13 protein-coding genes are annotated in these 18,094 nt (G+C 70.0%); 3 read left to right on the top strand and 10 right to left on the bottom strand.

What is annotated here, in order from left to right; all coding sequences use genetic code 11:
* Window positions 1-17: 17 nt before the first annotated feature.
* A complete protein-coding gene (locus ERL55_RS05865) occupies window positions 18-782 on the bottom strand; it encodes a helix-turn-helix domain-containing protein (RefSeq protein ID WP_164972125.1) in 765 nt (254 codons plus the stop codon).
* 95 nt (window positions 783-877) lie between these two features.
* Here ERL55_RS05865 and parC point away from each other — a divergent pair, with 95 nt between their 5' ends.
* The gene (parC, locus tag ERL55_RS05860; protein WP_129135596.1) at window positions 878-3,121 is read left to right on the top strand and encodes a DNA topoisomerase IV subunit A; all 2,244 of its coding nucleotides are present in this window, start codon (window positions 878-880) and stop codon (window positions 3,119-3,121) included.
* A 104-nt stretch (window positions 3,122-3,225) separates the two neighbouring features.
* Here parC and bfr read toward each other — a convergent pair whose 3' ends face one another.
* Window positions 3,226-3,723: a bacterioferritin gene (bfr, locus tag ERL55_RS05855; RefSeq protein WP_129135595.1), complete on the bottom strand. Its 498-nt coding sequence runs from the start codon at window positions 3,721-3,723 to the stop codon at window positions 3,226-3,228.
* A 175-nt stretch (window positions 3,724-3,898) separates the two neighbouring features.
* Between bfr and ERL55_RS05850 the strand changes: the two genes are divergently transcribed.
* Window positions 3,899-6,550, top strand: a complete 2,652-nt coding sequence (locus tag ERL55_RS05850) for a penicillin acylase family protein (protein ID WP_164972124.1) — start codon at window positions 3,899-3,901, stop codon at window positions 6,548-6,550.
* Window positions 6,551-6,757: 207 nt separating this feature from the next.
* Here the strand turns inward: ERL55_RS05850 and ERL55_RS05845 are convergent, their stop codons facing one another.
* The 8 genes from ERL55_RS05845 to map all read right to left on the bottom strand — a co-directional run bounded on the left by ERL55_RS05845 (window position 6,758) and on the right by map (window position 16,856).
* Entirely contained in the window at window positions 6,758-7,357 is a 600-nt protein-coding gene (locus ERL55_RS05845; protein WP_129135593.1) for a nitroreductase family protein, read from the bottom strand.
* A gap of 190 nt (window positions 7,358-7,547) precedes the next feature.
* Window positions 7,548-8,753 (bottom strand): enoyl-ACP reductase FabV, encoded by a 1,206-nt coding sequence (fabV, locus tag ERL55_RS05840; protein WP_129135592.1) that lies wholly within the window; start codon window positions 8,751-8,753, stop codon window positions 7,548-7,550.
* 185 nt (window positions 8,754-8,938) lie between these two features.
* Window positions 8,939-10,663, bottom strand: coding sequence for an asparagine synthase B (gene asnB, locus ERL55_RS05835; protein WP_129135591.1), 1,725 nt, complete (start codon window positions 10,661-10,663; stop codon window positions 8,939-8,941).
* 283 nt (window positions 10,664-10,946) lie between these two features.
* Window positions 10,947-12,089: a succinyl-diaminopimelate desuccinylase gene (gene dapE / locus ERL55_RS05830; protein ID WP_129135590.1), complete on the bottom strand. Its 1,143-nt coding sequence runs from the start codon at window positions 12,087-12,089 to the stop codon at window positions 10,947-10,949.
* 10 nt (window positions 12,090-12,099) lie between these two features.
* Entirely contained in the window at window positions 12,100-12,459 is a 360-nt protein-coding gene (locus ERL55_RS05825) for a Spx/MgsR family RNA polymerase-binding regulatory protein (protein ID WP_129135589.1), read from the bottom strand.
* A 2-nt stretch (window positions 12,460-12,461) separates the two neighbouring features.
* Window positions 12,462-13,328, bottom strand: coding sequence for a 2,3,4,5-tetrahydropyridine-2,6-dicarboxylate N-succinyltransferase (gene dapD, locus ERL55_RS05820; RefSeq protein ID WP_129135588.1), 867 nt, complete (start codon window positions 13,326-13,328; stop codon window positions 12,462-12,464).
* A gap of 43 nt (window positions 13,329-13,371) precedes the next feature.
* Window positions 13,372-15,972, bottom strand: a complete 2,601-nt coding sequence (gene glnD / locus ERL55_RS05815; protein ID WP_129135587.1) for a [protein-PII] uridylyltransferase — start codon at window positions 15,970-15,972, stop codon at window positions 13,372-13,374.
* 104 nt (window positions 15,973-16,076) lie between these two features.
* On the bottom strand, window positions 16,077-16,856 hold the full coding sequence (map, locus tag ERL55_RS05810; RefSeq protein WP_129135586.1) for a type I methionyl aminopeptidase: 780 nt from the start codon (window positions 16,854-16,856) through the stop codon (window positions 16,077-16,079).
* A 371-nt stretch (window positions 16,857-17,227) separates the two neighbouring features.
* Here map and rpsB point away from each other — a divergent pair, with 371 nt between their 5' ends.
* On the top strand, window positions 17,228-18,058 hold the full coding sequence (gene rpsB / locus ERL55_RS05805; RefSeq protein ID WP_129135585.1) for a 30S ribosomal protein S2: 831 nt from the start codon (window positions 17,228-17,230) through the stop codon (window positions 18,056-18,058).
* The last annotated feature ends 36 nt before the right edge of the window (window positions 18,059-18,094 follow it).

Here is an 18,094-nt window from a genome sequence, read left to right as displayed (position 1 = left end):
CTTGCCGCGAGGAACGCTCAGCCCGAGGGCTGCACCAGCGCGCGCAGCCGGTCGGGCGCGCGCAGTTGGATGTGGTGCGGATCGTCGAAATGCACGAACTCCTCCCGGCGCAGCCGGGTGAAGCTGCGGCTGACGGTTTCCACCGTGAGCCCGAGATGGTCGGCGATATCGGCGCGCGTCATCGGCAGATCGACGCGATCCGCCTCGCCACCGCGCTGGTGCTGGCGCGCGGCCATGTCGAGCAGGAAGCCCGCGAGGCGTTCGAGCGGCGTCATCCGTGCCAGCGCCATGTGGTTGGATTCGCTGGCATCGAGGGCGTTGAACGCGCGGTCGAGCATGCCCGAACCGAGCTCCGGGTGGCGCTCGCACAGCGCGCGCATGCCCTGCAGCGGGAACGCGCACAGCGCGGTGTCGCTGATCGCCTCGATGGTGTGCCGGTGGGTCAGCGAACCGGTCAGGCCGATGAAGTCGCCGGCCTGCAGGAACCCGGCCACCAGGCGGCGGCCATCGGCCAGCACGCGCACCTGGCGCAGCATGCCGCTGGTGACGGTGTAGACATCACGGCGCGGCGCGCCCTCGCGCGCCAGCGTGGCGCCCGCCGGCAGCCGCAGCTTGCCGGCCGCGGCCTCCAGATTGCGGGTTTCCTCCTGCGGCAGCGACGCGCACACCGACAGGTGCCGGGCCAGGCACCCGTCGCAGCCCACGTGGGGCTCGCGTCGCGGTGCATCGGTGCGCCCGCGTACTCCTTGCGGAGCCGCCTGCGGGCTGGCGCGCTTGCTCATCATGGACTCCGTCGCGGGTGGTCATTCTAGCCAGGCAGGGCGTGAACCCTGGCTGCCCCGGTAGAATCGACGGTTTCCCCGCAGTACCGGTCCCGATGAACGACACCGTCCGTCCCGTCTTCCATGGCTTCGAGCAGATCCCGCTGCGCGAGTACGCCGAACGCGCCTATCTCGACTACTCGATGTACGTGGTGCTGGACCGCGCCCTGCCCTTCATCGGCGACGGCCTGAAGCCGGTGCAGCGCCGGATCATCTATGCGATGAGCGAGCTCGGCCTGGGCTCCGCGGCCAAGCCGAAGAAGTCCGCGCGCACCGTGGGTGACGTGATCGGCAAGTACCACCCGCACGGCGACAGCGCCTGCTACGAGGCGATGGTGCTGATGGCGCAGCCGTTCTCGTACCGCTATCCACTGATCGACGGCCAGGGCAACTTCGGCTCCAGCGACGACCCGAAGTCGTTCGCCGCGATGCGCTACACCGAATCGAAGATGACCCCGATCGCGGAGATGCTGCTGGGCGAACTCGCGCACGGCACCGTCGACTGGACCGCCAACTTCGACGGCACCCTCGACGAGCCTTCGTGGCTGCCGGCGCGGCTGCCGCACCTGCTGCTCAACGGCACCACCGGCATCGCGGTCGGCATGGCCACCGACGTGCCGCCGCACAACCTCAACGAGGTGGTGAGCGCGTGCGTGCGCCTGCTCGAGGATCCGGACGCCAGCGTGCGCGACCTCTGCGAGCACGTGCGCGGCCCGGACTACCCGACCACCGCCGAGATCATCACCCCGGCATCCGACCTGCTGACGCTGTACGAGACCGGCAGCGGCGCGATCCGCGCGCGCGCGACCTGGGCGCGCGAGGCGCACAACATCGTGGTGACCGCGCTGCCGCACCAGGTCTCGCCTTCGAAGGTGATCGAGCAGATCGCCGCGCAGATGCGCGCCAAGAAGCTGCCGTGGCTGGAGGACATCCGCGACGAGTCCGACCACGCCAACCCGACCCGCATCGTGATGGTGCCGCGCTCGAACCGTGTCGATGCCGAACAGCTGATGGGCCACCTGTTCGCCACGACCGACCTCGAGCGCAGCTACCGCGCGAACTTCAATGTCATCGGGCTCGACGGCCGCCCGCAGGTGAAGAACCTGAAGATGCTGCTGTCGGAATGGCTGGAGTTCCGCTTCGCCACCGTGACCCGCCGCCTGCAGCACCGCCTGGAGAAGGTCGAGCGCCGCCTGCACCTGCTGGAAGGCCTGCTGGTGGCGTTCCTCAACCTCGACGAGGTGATCCGCATCATCCGCACCGAGGACGAGCCGAAGCCGGCGCTGATCGCGCGCTTCGGCCTCTCGGAGGAACAGGCCGAGTACATCCTCGAGACGCGCCTGCGCCAGCTGGCACGGCTGGAGGAAATGAAGATCCGCGGCGAGCAGGACGAACTCGCCACCGAGCGCGACCGCATCACTGCGACGCTGGGCTCGAATGCGAAGCTGAAGAAGCTGGTCAAGGACGAGCTGCTGGCCGACGCGAAGAAGTACGGCGACCAACGGCGTTCGCCGCTGGTGGCGCGCGGCGCGGCCCAGGCGCTGGCGGAGACCGACCTGGTGCCCAGCGAGCCGGTGACCATCGCGCTCAGCGCCAAGGGCTGGGTGCGCGCGGCCAAGGGCCATGACGTCGACCCGGCCGGGCTTTCGTACCGCGAGGGCGACCAGCTGCTGGCGGCGGTGCGTGGCCGCAGCACGCAGACCGTGGTGTTCCTCGATTCCGGCGGCCGCAGTTATTCGACGATCGCCCACAGCCTGCCATCGGCGCGCGGCAACGGCGAACCGCTGACCGGGCGCTTCTCGCCGGCGCCCGGCGCATCGTTCGTGGCCCTGGCCAGCGGCGAGCCGGATGCGCGCTTCGTACTGGCGTCGTCGCAGGGCTACGGCTTCGTGACCCGCTTCGAGAACCTGGTCGGCCGGCAGAAGGCCGGCAAGGCGATGCTGTCGCTGTCGGAAGGCGCGCAGGTGCTGCAGCCCGCACAGCTGACCGGCGGCGCGGACGACCGCATCGTCGCGGTGACCAGCGCCGGGCACCTGCTGGCGTTTCCGGTCAGCGAACTGCCGGAACTCGAGCGCGGCAAGGGCAACAAGATCATCGAGATCCCCAAGGCCAAGCGGGGCACGGAGCGGGTGGTCGCGGTGGCGGTGCTCGGCGCCGGGCAGACACTGCAGGTGAAGTCCGGCGCGCGCACGATGTCGCTGTCGTGGAAGGACCTGGAAAGCTACATCGGGGTGCGGGCGAGTCGTGGCGGACTGTTGCCGCGCGGTTGGCAGAAGGTGGAGGCGCTCGCAGTCGAGTAACGCAGCGCGTGGCGACGCGTGGGGTTGCGTTGCACATCCGCGAATCCAGGGTGTCCGGAAAGGACGTATGCGGCCGCGTCGAAATCGCACGCGGCGCGGACCCCCTAGTGCGTGCCGGCGTCCGTGCCGCCGGCCTCGCCCATCCCGCTCTGCTGGTAGTTCTCTAGGCCGATCATCCTGATCAGGCGCAGCTGCTGTTCCAGCCAGTAGGTGTGATCTTCCTCGGTGTCGGCGAGCTGGGTGACCAGCACTTCCCGGCTCACGTAGTCCTGGTGCTGCTCGCACAGCGCGATGCCGCGGGCGAGATCGCCGCGCACCTTGTACTCGAGGTCGAGGTCGCGCTGCAGCATCTCCTCCACCGTGCGCCCGGGTTCGAACGCGTGCGGGCGCATGTCGGGATCGCCTTCCAGGAACAGGATCCGCCGCAGCAGCGCATCGGCGTGATGGGTTTCCTCCTCCATCTCGTGGTTGATGCGCTCGTAGAGGCGGTGCAGCCCGAGGTCCTCGTAGCGGCGCGAATGCAGGAAGTACTGGTCGCGCGCCGCCAGCTCGCCGCGCAGCAGCTCCTTCAGGTATTCGATGACTTCGGGGTGACCCTTCATGACGCGACCTCTCGACGGACAGCTGGACGGCCGGAGTATGCCGGCTTGTGCGCGGGCGCGATCGGATGAGAATCCGTCCGAGTCGCATTCGCGTGTCGGCAGGGTCCGGCAAGGTCCGCCGCTGCTTCCACGCCGCGCTCTCCTAGAATCGGACCTTCGACAAGGGGGATGGACCATGCGGCCTGGAATCCGGCGCCCGCTACGCGCGGGCGCGCTGTTGCTGATCGCGATCATTCTGTTGGCGGCGCTGATGGCCATGGCGGCGTGGCTGCTGCTGCGCGGCAGCGTGCCGCGGCTGGACGGCGATTCCGGCCTCCAGGGCTTGGAGGCGCCGGTGTCGGTCAGCCGCGACGCGCGCGGCGTTGTGACCATCGAGGCCGGCAGCGAGGCCGATGCGATGCGCGTGCTGGGCTGGGTGCACGCGCAGGAGCGCTATTTCGAGATGGACCTGATGCGTCGGGTGCCGGCGGGCGAACTGTCGGCGCTGTTCGGCGCCCGCGCCCTGGACGTGGACCGCGCCAACCGCATGCATCGCATGCGCGCACGCGTGGAGGCGCGGCTGCCGGAAATCGTCGCCGGCCGCGAGGCGGCGCTGCAGGCCTATGTGGATGGCGTCAACGCAGGCCGCGACGCATTGCGCGTACGCCCGTGGCCCTACCTGCTGCTGCGCCAGCGACCGCAACCGTGGACCACGTCCGACTCGGTGCTGGCGGGCTATGCGATGTACTTCGACCTGCAGGACGCGGCCAACACGCGCGAGCTGGCGCTGGCGCGCCTGCGCGACCAGCTGCCGCCACCGCTCTATAGCCTGCTCGCCCACTCGGGCAGCAGCTGGGATGCGCCGCTGTCCGGCAAGGTCTGGGGCGACGCGACGCTGCCCGATGCCGCCGTCCTCGACCTGCGGACGTTGCCCACGCCGGCAGCGGATACACCGGTGGCGCCGGCCCAGCAGCTGATCGGATCGGTGCCGGGGACGGGCGACAGGAGCGGTGGCGCGCGCCTTGCGTCCGGAATGTCTGCCCTCACTCCACCGTCCGCTCCGCGGTCGCTCGCCCTCTCTGCCGTGATGCCGGAGAGATTCATTGGCGGCTTGCCTGCGGAGACCGACCTCCTGCCCGGCAGCAACAATTTCGCGGTTTCCGGCCGACTCACCGACGACGGCCGTGCACTGGTGGCCGACGACATGCACCTCGGCCTGCGCGCGCCGAACATCTGGTTCCGCGTGCGCCTGCGCTATCCCGACGCCACCGCACCCGGCGGGCAGGTCGATGTCACCGGCTTCACCCTGCCCGGCCTGCCCGCGGTGATCGTGGGCAGCACCGGCCACGTGGCCTGGGGTTTCACCAACAGCTACGGCGACTACCTCGACTGGCAGCGGGTACGGCCGTGCGCCGCGCCCGGGCCGGCGACCACGGCGGGTTGCACCGGCTACGAACGCCACGAGGAACGGATCGCGGTGGCTGGCGGCGAACCCGTCACCGTGGCGGTCGACGAAACCGCATGGGGCCCGATCCTGCATCGCGAGGCCGACGGCAGCGCGCTGGCGCTGCGCTGGGTGGCACACCTGCCCGGATCACTGGACTTCGGGCTTGCGGATTTCGTGCGCGCACGCAACCTCGACCATCTGCTGCAGATCGCCAACCGCACCGCCACGCCCACGCAGAACCTCGTCGCCGGCGACCGCCATGGCGCGATCGCCTGGCGGCTGCTCGGCCCGCTGCCACAGCGCGCGCCGGGTTGCGACGGCGCGCGGATTTCCACCGCGCCCGGTGGCGATGGCGATGGCGACGGCACGACCTGCGAGCCCTGGCCGATCGCCACCAACGCATCCCCGCTGCTGCGCTCGCCCACGGCGGACCGGTTGTGGACGGCCAACAACCGCATCGTCGATGGCGAGGCGTTCCGCCGCGTCGGCGACGGCGGCGCCACCCTCGGCGCACGCGCGAGGCAGATCCGTGACGCCCTGGCCGCACGCGAACGGTTCGACGAGCGCGACCTGCTGGACATCCAGCTCGACGATCGCGCGCTGCTGATGACGCGCTGGTGGGAACTGCTGCGCACGTTCGCTGGCAACGACGCGACCGCCGGCAGCGACGACCACAACGCGCCCGCGCTGCGCGCGCTTGCGGCGGCATCCGCTGACTGGAGCGGCCACGCCGATGTCGATTCGGCGAGTTACCGCATCGTGCGGGCCTGGCGCCTGGCGGTGCATGCGCGGATCGCCGACGGCCTGGCCTCGCCCGCGCTGGCAACTCTGGGTACCGACTTCGCGCTGCCGTCGTTGCCACACCTCGAAGGCGTGGCATGGCCATTGCTGGGCGCACGTCCTGCGCATCTGCTGCCGCGCCGCTACAGCTGCGCGACGCGCGCACCCGGCGACGCCGTCTGCGACGACGCCCGCGATGGCTGGACCGCGCTGCTCGAGGATGCGGCAGCCCAGGTGCGCGACGAGCTCGGCCAAACCGGCCCTCTGGCGGCGCGGACCTGGGGCGAACGCAACACCGCCTCGATCTGCCATCCGCTGGCGGGTGCGATTCCGCTCATCGGTCGTCGTCTGCTGTGCATGCCGGCCGAGCCACTGCCGGGCGACAGCATGATGCCGCGCGTGCAGGGCCCCGGCTTCGGCGCCTCGCAGCGGATGGTGGTGGCCCCGGGGCACGAGGCCGATGGCATCGCCCACATGCCCGGCGGCCAGAGCGGCCATCCGCTGTCGCCGTTCTGGGGCGCCGGCCATGACGACTGGGCCCGTGGCCGCGCCTCGCCGTTCCTGCCCGGAGAAACCCGCCACCAGCTCCTGCTGTCGCCGGCGAGCGCCGCGGGCGACTGACGTCCATGCGCCCGACCGGCGGCGCGACCCCGGTCCGACCAGGCACTGCACATCCCTTTGGGTCAAGGGCGCAACCGCGGCCAGGCCGCTCCCAAACGAAACGCGTAACCGCTGGGAGCGCTTTCGTGCGATGCCTGCCGCCGGGGCCACGCTTTCGACCCGGCAGCCGCTTCGCCGATAGGCGATCCCGTCAGCGCCAGCCGCCGCTCAGCCGAAGACGCGGAAACGGGCGCTGTCGTCGATAAAGGTCTTCTCGCCGATCGGGCCTGCGTTGGCGCCGAACGGCATCTGCGCGCGCAGCTTCCAGCTCGCCGGCAGGTTCCAGGCCTGCGCCGCGGCCTCGTCGGGCAGCGGGTTGTAGTGCTGCAGGCTGGCGCCGATCCCGGCATTGGCCAGCGCGGTCCAGACCGCGAACTGGGCGATACCGGTGGAATGTTCGGACCACACCGGGAAGTTGTCGGCATACAGCGGGAACTGTTCCTGCAGGGCCTTCACCACGTCCTGGTCCTCGTAGAACAGCACGGTGCCGGCGCCGGCGGCGAAGCTGTCGATCTTCTGCCCGGTGGCGGCGAACGCCTCGGCCGGCACGATCCCGCGCAGCGCCTCGCGGACGATGTCCCAGAAGCGCAGGCTCTCGTCGCCGTGGAGGATCACCGCGCGCGAGCTCTGCGAGTTGAACGACGACGGCGCCAGGCGGATCGCCTCCTGGATCAGCGCGGTGGTGTCGTCACGCGACAGCGGCAGCTCGGGGCCCAGCGCGTACTGGCTGCGGCGACGACGGATGGCATCGAGAAAGGTCTGGGACATGGGCATCTGCTCATCAGTGGATGGATGAGAGAAGGCTATGGGCCTTTCGCCGCAAAAACAGAACGATCGCCGGGATGAATCGTTTCATGGGCCGGGAGGTGCCGGCAAGGCGTGAGTAAACGCGGACGGCTGGCGTCCGCGTATCCCGTCATCCGCCTTTTGTGCACCCCGCCATCGGCCTGTCTGCCCGTCAGAGTTCGATCACGTCGAAATCGGCCACCGGATCCACCTCGGCGTCGTAGTCGACGTCGTCGCGCTCGAAGCCGAACAACTTCAGGAACTCGTGCTTGTAGCTGGCGTAGTCGGTCAGCTCGAACAGGTTCTCCGTGCGCACCTGCGGCCACACGGCCTGACATTGCGCCTGCACGTCGTCGCGCAGTTCCCAGTCGTCGAGGCGGAAACGCCCTTCGTCGTCGACTTCACCGACAGTGCCGTCGGCGCGGTACATGCGCTCGCGGAACAGGCGGTCGAGCTGTTCGATGGTGCCTTCGTGCAGGCCCTTTTCCTTCATCACCTTGAACACGATGGCGATGTACAGCGGCAGCACCGGGATCGCCGCGCTGGCCTGGGTGACCACCGACTTCAGCACCGCGACGTTCGCGCTGCCGCCGTTCGCGGCGAGCCTTGCATCAAGCCGCCGCGCGGTGGCATCGAGGTCGACCTTGGCGCGGCCCAGCGCGCCATGCCAGTAGATCGGCCAGGTGATCTCGGTGCCGATATAGCTGAAGGCCACCGTCCTGGCGCCATCGGCGAGCACGCCAGCGGCCTCCAGCGCGTCGATCCACAGCTGCCAGTCCTGGCCGCCCATCACCGCGATGGTGTCCTCGATCTCCTGCTCGCTGGCCGGCTCGATCGTGGCCTCGATGACCTGGTCCCTGTTGGTATCGATGGCGGTCGAGGTGTAGGCCTCGCCGATCGGCTTGAGCGCCGAACGCTTGACCTCGCCGGTGTCGGGCAGCTTGCGCACAGGCGATGCCAGCGAATAGACCACCAGGTCCACCTGCCCACCCATTTCGTCGCGGATCAGCTCGATCACCTTCTCGCGTGCGGCATCGGAGAACGCATCGCCGTTGATCGAGCGGCTGTACAGGCCCGCCGCTTTGGCTTCGCGGTCGAACGCGGCGGCGTTGTACCAGCCGGCGGTACCGGGCTTCTTCTCGCTACCCGGCTTCTCGAAGAACACGCCCAGTGTGTCCGCGCCGAAACCGAACGCGGCGCTGATGCGTGCGGCCAGCCCGTAGCCGCTGGATGCGCCGATCACCAGCACCTTCTTCGGCCCGTCGTTGCGCACCCCCTGTGCCTTCGTCGCCGCGATCTGGTCGCGCACGTTGAGCGCGCAACCAGTCGGATGGGTGGTGGTGCAGATGAAGCCGCGGACCTTGGGTTGGATGATCACGGTGTGCTCGTTGCCAGTCGGACAGACGGGCAAGTTTACTGCGCGGTCGTCGGCGACCGTCCGTACGCGGGTCGATGGTGGCGCCTGACAGGAGCGGCCCCGGCCGCGGCCAGCCCCCGCGGGAAGGCCTTCGCGCAGGCGCGCTGCCATACCGCATGGCCCGGGTTCTCCGGCCGATGCCAGCGTCAGGCCGCGATCACCGGCGACGGCTGCGGATCAACCACGACCGCATCGTTGTGCACGCCCGCAACCGCGCGACCGGAGGGGTCGGCGGCATTGGCGAACGACGCGTCCCATGCAATCGCCGCCGGCGACGAGCAGGCGATCGACTTTCCGCCGGGTACCGTTTCCGCCGCCGCGGCGCCGGGAAACTGCTGCTCGAACAGGCAGCGATACCAGTACGCCTCCTTCGTCTGCGGCGGGTTGTGCGGGAAGCGCCGCGCCGCGGCGGCGAGTTCGCGGTCGCTGACCCGGGTGCCGGCACAGGCCTTGAGACCGTCGATCCAGCCATAGCCGACGCCATCGCTGAACTGCTCTTTCTGCCGCCAGAGGATCTCGTCGGGCAGCCAGCCCTCGAAGGCCTGGCGCAGCACGCCCTTCTCCATCCGTTGCGGGCCCGAGGACCCCTTCTCGACCATCTTGTGGCGCGCATCGATGCGCATCGCGACATCGAGGAATTCACGGTCGAGGAAGGGCACGCGCGGCTCGACGCCCCAGGCCATCATCGACTTGTTGGCACGCAGGCAGTCGTAGTTGTGCAGTCCATCGAGCTTGCGCACCAGCTCGTCGTGGAACTCGCGCGCATCCGGTGCCTTGTGGAAATACAGGTAACCGCCGAACACCTCGTCGCTGCCCTCGCCCGACAGCACCATCTTCACTCCCATCGCCTTGATCCGCCGGGCCAGCAGGAACATCGGGGTGGAGGCGCGGATGGTGGTGACGTCGTAGGTCTCGATATGGCGGATCACCTCCGGCAGGGCATCCAGGCCTTCCTCGAAGCTGTATTCGAATCCGTGGTGCACGGTGCCCAGCGCCCGGGCGGCAACCTCGGCCGCGGCAAGGTCCGGCGACCCTTTCAGCCCGATCGCGAATGAATGCAGGCGCGGCCACCAGGCTTCGCTGCGGTCGCCATCCTCGATGCGATGGCGTGCGTAGCGCGCGGCGACGGCGGCGACCAGCGACGAATCCAGCCCACCCGACAACAGCACGCCGTACGGCACGTCGGTCATCAGCTGGCGGTGCACGGCGGCCTCGAAGGCCTCCCGCAGCCCGGTCAGCGACACCGGCTCACCCTCTACGGCGGCGTAGTCGCGCCAGCCCGGCCTGTAGTAGCGGGTCAGCGCGCCGGTAGCGCTGTCGTAGCAGTGCCCGGGCGGGAACTGCGCGACGTCGGCGCAGCTGCCGGCAAGCGCCTTCATCTCGGAGGCCACGCGCAGGCGTCCCTCGCGATCGTGCCCCCAGTACAGCGGCACCACGCCGATCGGGTCACGCGCGATCAGCACGCGGCTGGCGGCACGGTCCCACAGCGCGAACGCGAAGATGCCGTTGAGGCGCTCGAGGAATACCTCCGGCGCCTCCTCGCGATACAGGGCGTTGATGACCTCGCAATCGGAACCGCTCTGGAAGGCGTAGCGGTCGCCCAGGTCCGCCCGCAGCGCCTGGTGGTTGTAGATCTCGCCATTGACCGCGAGCACCAGCGCGCCGTCCTCCGACCGCAGCGGCTGCGCGCCGCCGGCCGGATCGACGATGGCCAGCCGCTCGTGGACCAGGATCGCACCGGCGTCGACGTGCACGCCGCTCCAGTCCGGGCCGCGATGGCGCTGCCGCAGGGAACACTCCAGGGCCTCCCGGCGCAGGCTGGCGAGGTCGTCGCCGGGTTGCAGGTCGAACACGCCGAAGATCGAACACATATGGAAGTCCCCCGCCTCAGGTTGGAAGCAACGCAATCCGCCGGGACCGCAGGCCATCGGTATCGCGGCCAATAAAAAAACCCGCATCGGCCGATGCGGGTTCCGGTGTCCTGGCGGGGCCTGTCCTGCTACGCCGGTCCACGATCCCGCGTCGGCCACGTGCGATTGTTCGCGCGCGCGACGTTGCCGTTGGGATTGCGGTTGTGGCCATGGCGGGACATGGGCCGACGCTACACCGCACGGGTGCGCGCCGCAACGGTTTCAACGGCAACCGTCCGCCTCCTCAAACGCCAGCGTTGGCCGCCAGCAGCCGCTCGATGATCGCGAGGTACAGCCCCGGCAGCGCTTCGAGATCCGCCACCCGCACGTGCTCGTCGACCTTGTGGATGCTGGCGTTGACCGGGCCGATCTCGATGCACTGCGCGCCAAGCGGCGCAATGAAGCGCGCATCCGAGGTGCCACCCCCGGTGCTCTCCTCCGGCGCCGCGCCGGCGAATGCCGCCAGCACCTCGCGCGCGGCCGCGCGCAGGGGACCCTCCGGGGTATGGAAGGGTTCGCCGCTGCGGTGCCAGGACAGCGCATGGTCCAACCCGTGGCGCAGGCACATCGCCTCGATGGCCTGGATCAGCCGGTCGGCGGTCCAGTGCGGGTTGTAGCGCAGGTTGAACTGCACCTCGAGCGTGCCCGGCACCACGTTGGTCGCGCCGGTCCCGGCATGGATGTTGCTGACCTGCAGGCTGGTCGGCGGAAAGCTCTCGTAGCCGTCATCCCACGTACGCGCGGTGAGTTCGGCCAGCAGCGGCATCGCCTCGTGCACGGGATTGCGCGCCAGCTGCGGATAGGCCACGTGCCCCTGCACGCCGCGCACGGTGAGCGTGGCCGACAGCGACCCGCGGCGACCGACCCGCAGCAGGTCGCCGAGCACCGCCGTGGACGACGGTTCTCCGGTGATGCACCAGTCGATGCGCTGGCCACGTTGGCGGAAGTGTTCGGCCACCCGGCGTACGCCGTCGATGGCGTCGCCTTCCTCGTCGGAGGTCAGCAGCAGGGCCAGCGTCCCGGGGTGATCGGGGTGTGCTGCGACGAAACGCTCGGCGGCCACCACGAAGGCGGCCACGCCACTCTTCATGTCGGCGGCCCCGCGCCCGTACAGCACGCCGTCGCGGACCTCCGGCACGAACGGATCGCTGGTCCACGCCTCGCGCGGGCCCGGCGGCACCACATCGGTATGGCCCAGCAGCACCAGCACCGGCCCGCCGCTGCCATGCGTGGCCCAGAGGTTGTCGACGGCACCGAAGCGCAGGTGCTCGCAGGCGAAACCGGCGCGGGCCAGACGATCGGCAAGCATGCTCTGGCAACCGGCGTCATCCGGTGTCACCGAGGGACGCGCGATCAGTTCGCAGGTGAGGTCGAGGACGTCGGACATCGCGGGTCGCTCAGCCCACGCCGAAGCGTTTCTTGAAGCCGTTGTCGGTAAAGCCCTGGGTGACCACACCGTCATCGGTGACGACCACCGGTCGACGCATCAGCTGCGGATATTCGCGCAGCAGCAGCTTCCATTCGGCGTCGCTGCCCGGCGCCTTGCGGTTTGCAGGCAGCGTGCGCCAGGTGGTGGACGAGCGGTTGACCAGCGCGTCCCAGCCACCGGCCTGTTGCGCCCAGCCGGCCAGCACGTCGGGCGGCTGCGGGGTGTCGCGGTAATCGACGAACCCATGGGCAACGCCGAAGCGGTCCAGCCACTTGCGTGCCTTTTTGCAGGTGTCGCAGTTCTTCAGGCCATACAGCGTGGTCGCCATGCTCAGCCCGCCAGTCCGCGCAGCAGGTCGTTGACGCTGGTCTTGGCGCGGGTGCGCTCGTCGACCTGCTTGACGATCACCGCGCAGTACAGCGAATGGCTGCCGTCCTCTGCCGGCAGCGAACCCGCCACCACCACGCTGCCCGGCGGCACGTAGCCGTAGCTCACCTCGCGGGTGGCGCGGTTGTAGATGCGCGTCGACTGGCCGAGGAACACGCCCATGCCGATCACGCTGTGGTGGCCGACCACGACGCCCTCCACCACCTCCGAGCGCGCCCCGATGAAGCAGTGGTCCTCGATGATGGTCGGCGCCGCCTGCAACGGCTCCAGCACGCCGCCGATGCCGGCGCCGCCGGAGATGTGGCAGTGCCTGCCGACCTGCGCGCAGGACCCCACGGTGGCCCAGGTGTCAACCATCGTGCCCCCGCCCACGTACGCGCCGATATTGACGAAGCTCGGCATCAGCACCACGTCGCGTGCGACATGGCTGCCACGCCGCACGTACGCCCCGGGCACCACGCGCACACCGGCTTCGCGGAACATGGTCTCGTCGTAATCGGCGAACCGTGCCTCCACCTTGTCCCAGTACGGCGCGGGGTCGGCCTCCACCATCGCCATCTCGTTGATGCGGAAATACAGCAGCACCGCCTTCTTCACCCACTCGTTGACCTGCCAGCCGCCGCGGCCGTCGGGCTCGGCCACGCGCAGCTCGCCGCTTTCCAGCCCGACCATGGTCTGCTCGACGGCCGGACGCACGGCGCCGTCCACCTCCTCGGGGGTCAGCGTGCCGCGGCGGTCGAACGCGCTGTCGATGGTGGTGTGCAGGACCGCCACGGCGGCGGGGTCGGTGTTGAACGTGGGCAGGGTCATCGGGGGATCCGTACGTAGTGCGGTGGAAGACGCCGGCGATTGCTCAGCCGGCGTCCAGGGTCGAGAGCAGCGCCTCGCGCAGTGCATCGCGCGCGGGCCCGTCGAGTGGTTGGTTGTGGCGGTCGCTCAGCCGGAACACGTCCTCGACGCGCTCGCCGAAGGTGGCGATGCGGGCATCGTGCACCCGCATGCGCTGGCTGCGCAGCACATGGGCGACATCGGCGAGCAGGCCCGGGCGGTCGGTGGCCACCAGGCTGAAGATGGTGTGGCGGCCGTCGGCGCTGTCGTCGAAGCCGATCTGCGGCACCACGCGGAAATGCCGCAGATGGCGCGGCTGGGTGCGGCGCGCCGGGTGCACGTCGAGCGAGCCGGCAAGCACGCTGGCCAGCTTGCGCTCGATCGCCTGCGGGTCGGGCATGTGGCGCGGATCGGACGGCAGCACCTGGAACACGTCGAAGATCGTGCCGGCCGGGCCATCGAGCGCACGCGCCAGCTGGATCGCAAGCCCGCTGCGGTCGAGGGTGATCGCGATGGCGGTGAACAGGCCATCGCGGTCGGGCGAGTGCACGAACACCTCGAGTGCAGGCACGCCCTCGGCCAGCCTGCGCACGCGCACGACGGTGTCACCGGCAGCGGCGCCGCGCAGCGACAGCGCCTGCCAGGCGACCTGGTCGGCACGACCGCGCAGGAAGGCCTCTTCCGGCATCCGCGCGAACAGCGCATCGGCCTCGTCCACACCGCGCGCGGCAAGCAACCCGCGGGCCTGGTCGCGCGTTTCGGCAATGCGCTGGGCGGCCGCAACCGGGTGCTCCAGGCCACGCCGCAGGGCCAGCCGGGTGGCGGTGCGCAGGTCGGTCAGCAGGCGGTCCTTCCAGGCGTTCCACAGGCGCGGCGAGGTGCCGGCGATATCCGCGCAGGTCAGCAGGTACAGATAGTCCAGCCGCTCGCGGTCGGCGACCTCGCCGGCGAAGCGGTGGATCACCGCGGGGTCGGAGATGTCGTGCTTCTGCGCCACCGTCGACATCAGCAGGTGCTGGCGGACCAGCCATTCGACCAGCGCGGTGTCCGCGTCCGCCAGGCCGTGGCCTTCGCAGAACTCACGGGCGTCCACCGCGCCGAGCTCGGAATGATCGCCACCGCGGCCCTTGGCGATGTCGTGGAACAGCCCGGCCAGCAACAGCAGCTCGGGCTTGCGCAGCGCCGGCCAGACCCCGTGCGCGCCGGAAAAGCGCGCGTCGTCGGCCTCGTCGGCGAAACTCGCGATGTTGCGCAGCACCGCCAGCGTGTGCTGATCCACGGTGTAGACGTGGAACAGGTCGAACTGCATGCGCCCGGTCACCCGCGCGAACTCGGGGATCCAGGTGCCGAGCACGCCCAGGCGCGCCATGCGCTCGAGCGTGCGCACCGGCACCGGCCCGCGCAGCAACTCCAGGAAACGCAGGCGTTCTGCGGCCGTGGCGTCGCGCCACGACGGCAATGCATGCAGGGACTCGGCCAGCGCGCGCGCGGTCTGCGAGTGCAGTCCGCGCAGATCGGATTGCGCCGCCCAGGCGGCAAACAGGTCGAACACGGCACCGATATCCGCGCGCGGCCACACCTCGTCGCGCGCGGCAAGATAGCCGCGGCGCGACACGAAGGCCGCATCCAGCACCACCAGCTCGCCCTCGCCCTCGATATGTTCCTCGAAGCGCTGCAGCAGGCGATCGTTGATGCGCAGCACCACCGCGGCACTGCGGTAGAAGCCCTGCATCATCTGCTCGACCAGTGCGTTGTCGGCTTCCCCGACGTGGTCGAGCCGGGCGGCGAGCGCCTTCTGGTGGTCGAACCGCAGGCGTTCCTCGGCCTTGCCGGCCACCAGGTGCAGGCCGAAGCGCAACCGCGACAGCGCCTGGCGTTCGCGCTCCAGGGTAGCCAGTTCGTCGACGCCGAGCTGGCCGAGCGCGATCAGCTGCTCGAAGCCGTGCACGCCGAACACCGCGCGCGCCATCCAGCGCAGGGTCTGGATGTCGCGCAGGCCGCCCGGACCGTCCTTGAGGTTCGGCTCGAGGTTGTCGGCGGTGTCGCCGAAGCGCGCGTGGCGACGGGCCTGCTCCTCGCGCTTGCCGTCGAAGTAGCGCTGCGCGGTCCAACCGGTGCGCTCGGGGGCGATGGCCTGCGCCAGCGTGCGCACGTCCTGCTGGCTTGCCAGCAACGGGCGCGCATCCTGGAGGTTGGTCTGCACGGTCAGGTCGGCGTCGGCCTCGCAGGTGCATTCGCCTGCGGTACGCACCGCGTGGCCCACCTTGAGGCCGGCGTCCCAGAGCAGCGCGAACAGCCGGCCAAGGGCGTCGGCATGCGGCGCCCCGGCGCCCTCGCCGGCGAGCGCGAGCACATCGATGTCGGAATGCGGGAACAGTTCGCCGCGGCCGTAGCCGCCGACCGCGAACAGCGCCAGTGGCGCATCCGCAGGCACGCAGCGCGCCCATGCCTGGCGCACCCAGCCGTCGACCGCGGTGGCGCGGGCGGCAAGCAGGCGGTCGACATCCTCACCGTCGTCGAAGCGCGCGGCGAGCTGGGCATCGTGGTCGGCGAGCGCGGCGCGGGCCTCGGCAGCCCACGCCGCATCACTCGTGGACTCGCGCTCCGCTCCGGGGGGCGGCGGCATGGTGGCCATCGTCAGCGCCGCCGGATCGCCACTGGCGCCGCGTATTGCGGCAGCCGATGGCGGGAGCGGCAGCGTGGCCCGACGGTGTGCATCGGTATCGACGCCTACAGGAACGCGTCGTTGTCGTCGCCCGGCAGGCGGGTCAGGATGTCGAACCCGTCAGCGGTCACGGCGACGGTGTGTTCCCACTGCGCCGAGAGCTTGCGGTCCCTGGTGACCACGGTCCAGCCATCCGGCAGCACGCGGGTATGCCGTGCGCCCTCGTTGATCATCGGCTCGATGGTGAAGGTCATGCCCTCCTGCAGCACCAGGCCCTCGCCCGGACGCCCGTAGTGCAGCACCTGCGGCTCGTCGTGGTAGACCTTGCCGATGCCGTGCCCGCAGTACTCGCGCACCACGCTGAAGCGCTCGGACTCCGCATAGGTCTGAATGGCGTGGCCGACGTCGCCGAGGGTGGCGCCCGGGCGCACCGCGCGGATGCCCTCGAACAGCGCCTGGCGCGTCACCTCGACCAGCCGGCGCGCCATCACCGAGGGCGTGCCGACGTAGTACATGCGGCTGGTGTCGCCATGCCAGCCGTCCTTGATGACGGTGACATCGATATTGATGATGTCGCCGTCCTTGAGCACCTTGTCGCCCGGGATGCCGTGGCAGATGACGTTGTTGGCGGAGATGCAGGTGGCACGCGGGTAGCCGCGGTAGCCGACGTTCGCCGGCACCGCGCCCTGCACCTGGACGATATGGTCGTGGCAGATGCGGTCGAGTTCCTCGGTGGTCACGCCCGGCTTCACGTACGGGGCGACCATATGCAGCACCTCGGCGGCCAGGCGGCCGGCCTCGCGCATCTTCTCGATGTCTTGGGGAGTCTTCAGGTTGATGGCCATCACGGCATTATCCCCGATCGCGCGCCGCGCTGCCTCCCGCGGTCACCGCGCGCCGGCACGCCGTCGCCGCCGCCGCGGGTCCGGCAGCAAAATTGCGCCAACTTGCCCGCCCCCGGCCGCCGGCGTATGATCGCCGGCTGACCTGCCCGCCCGGGCCGGTCCGTCGATGCCGGACGTCACCGGCAAATACACACCCGCTGCAAACCCCCGTGCCGGGGTGCGCGTGCAGGCAAGAGCCCCCGGGCTGGTGCGGCATGGCGTCGGTCACGGAGGCGGCGGGGAGGACCAACCCCGGAACCATCGCGCACGGCCCTGCCCTGCGCCCGCCCACCACATGCCGGGCGGCGGTTCCATCACTGGAGTCATCAGCAATGCCCCAGATCACCATGCGCCAGATGCTGGAGGCCGGCGTCCACTTCGGCCACCAGACCCGCTACTGGAACCCCAAGATGTCGCCGTACATCTTCGGTGCCCGCGGCAAGATCCACATCATCAACCTCGAGAAGACGGTTCCGCTGTTCAACGACGCGATGAACTTCATCTCGGGCATCGCCCAGAAGCGCGGCATCATCCTGTTCGTCGGCACCAAGCGCAGCGCGCGCGACGCGATCAAGGAAGAGGCCGAGCGTTGCGGCATGCCGTACATGACCCAGCGCTGGCTGGGCGGCACGCTGACCAACTTCGCCACCGTCAAGAAGTCGGTGTCGCGCCTGAAGGAGCTGGAAGCCGCCGAAACCGACGGCACCTTCGAGAAGCTGGTCAAGCACGAAGTGCTGGGCCTGCGCCGCGAGCGCGAGAAGCTGCTGGCCTCGCTGGGCGGCATCAAGGACATGGCGCGCCTGCCCGACGCGCTGTTCGTGGTCGACATCGGCCATGAGGACATCGCGATCAAGGAAGCCAAGAAGCTCGGTATCCCGGTGATCGCGGTGGTCGACACCAACTACAACCCGGAGCTGGTCGACTACGCCATCCCGGGCAATGACGACGCCATCCGCGCCGTGCAGCTGTACGCCAGCGCCGCCGCCGACGCCGTGCTCGAGGGCAAGGCCGCTGCACCGTCCGCCGCCAGCGTGCGCGAGGAAGAGTTCGCCGAGGGTGGCGAAGGCCGTGGCCGCAAGCCGGGCGCTCGCAAGGGCAAGAAGGCCGACGAGGCCGAAGAAGCCGCCGCACCGGCACCGGCACCGGCACCGGCTGCCGAGTAAGGCAGCCCAGGCACGCCGCCGCCACCCGCGGCGGCC

This window comes from Luteimonas sp. YGD11-2 (assembly GCF_004118975.1).
Lineage (GTDB): Bacteria > Pseudomonadota > Gammaproteobacteria > Xanthomonadales > Xanthomonadaceae > Luteimonas > Luteimonas muca.
The sequence above is the reverse complement of the archived record's forward strand: the minus strand, read 5'-3'. Positions and strand labels throughout refer to the sequence as shown.

Excerpts from the sequence above, each read along its gene's own strand:
- rpsB (WP_129135585.1), top strand. The coding sequence starts at position 17,228 with ATGCCCCAGATCACCATGCGCCAGATGCTGGAGGCCGGCGTCCACTTC.
- dapE (WP_129135590.1), bottom strand. The coding sequence starts at position 12,089 with ATGTCCGACGTCCTCGACCTCACCTGCGAACTGATCGCGCGTCCCTCG.
- map (WP_129135586.1), bottom strand. The coding sequence starts at position 16,856 with ATGGCCATCAACCTGAAGACTCCCCAAGACATCGAGAAGATGCGCGAG.
- ERL55_RS05865 (WP_164972125.1), bottom strand. The coding sequence starts at position 782 with ATGAGCAAGCGCGCCAGCCCGCAGGCGGCTCCGCAAGGAGTACGCGGG.
- ERL55_RS05825 (WP_129135589.1), bottom strand. The coding sequence starts at position 12,459 with ATGGCGACCACGCTGTATGGCCTGAAGAACTGCGACACCTGCAAAAAG.
- parC (WP_129135596.1), top strand. The coding sequence starts at position 878 with ATGAACGACACCGTCCGTCCCGTCTTCCATGGCTTCGAGCAGATCCCG.
- dapD (WP_129135588.1), bottom strand. The coding sequence starts at position 13,328 with ATGACCCTGCCCACGTTCAACACCGACCCCGCCGCCGTGGCGGTCCTG.
- glnD (WP_129135587.1), bottom strand. The coding sequence starts at position 15,972 with ATGCCGCCGCCCCCCGGAGCGGAGCGCGAGTCCACGAGTGATGCGGCG.
- bfr (WP_129135595.1), bottom strand. The coding sequence starts at position 3,723 with ATGAAGGGTCACCCCGAAGTCATCGAATACCTGAAGGAGCTGCTGCGC.
- ERL55_RS05850 (WP_164972124.1), top strand. The coding sequence starts at position 3,899 with ATGCGGCCTGGAATCCGGCGCCCGCTACGCGCGGGCGCGCTGTTGCTG.
- ERL55_RS05845 (WP_129135593.1), bottom strand. The coding sequence starts at position 7,357 with ATGTCCCAGACCTTTCTCGATGCCATCCGTCGTCGCCGCAGCCAGTAC.
- asnB (WP_129135591.1), bottom strand. The coding sequence starts at position 10,663 with ATGTGTTCGATCTTCGGCGTGTTCGACCTGCAACCCGGCGACGACCTC.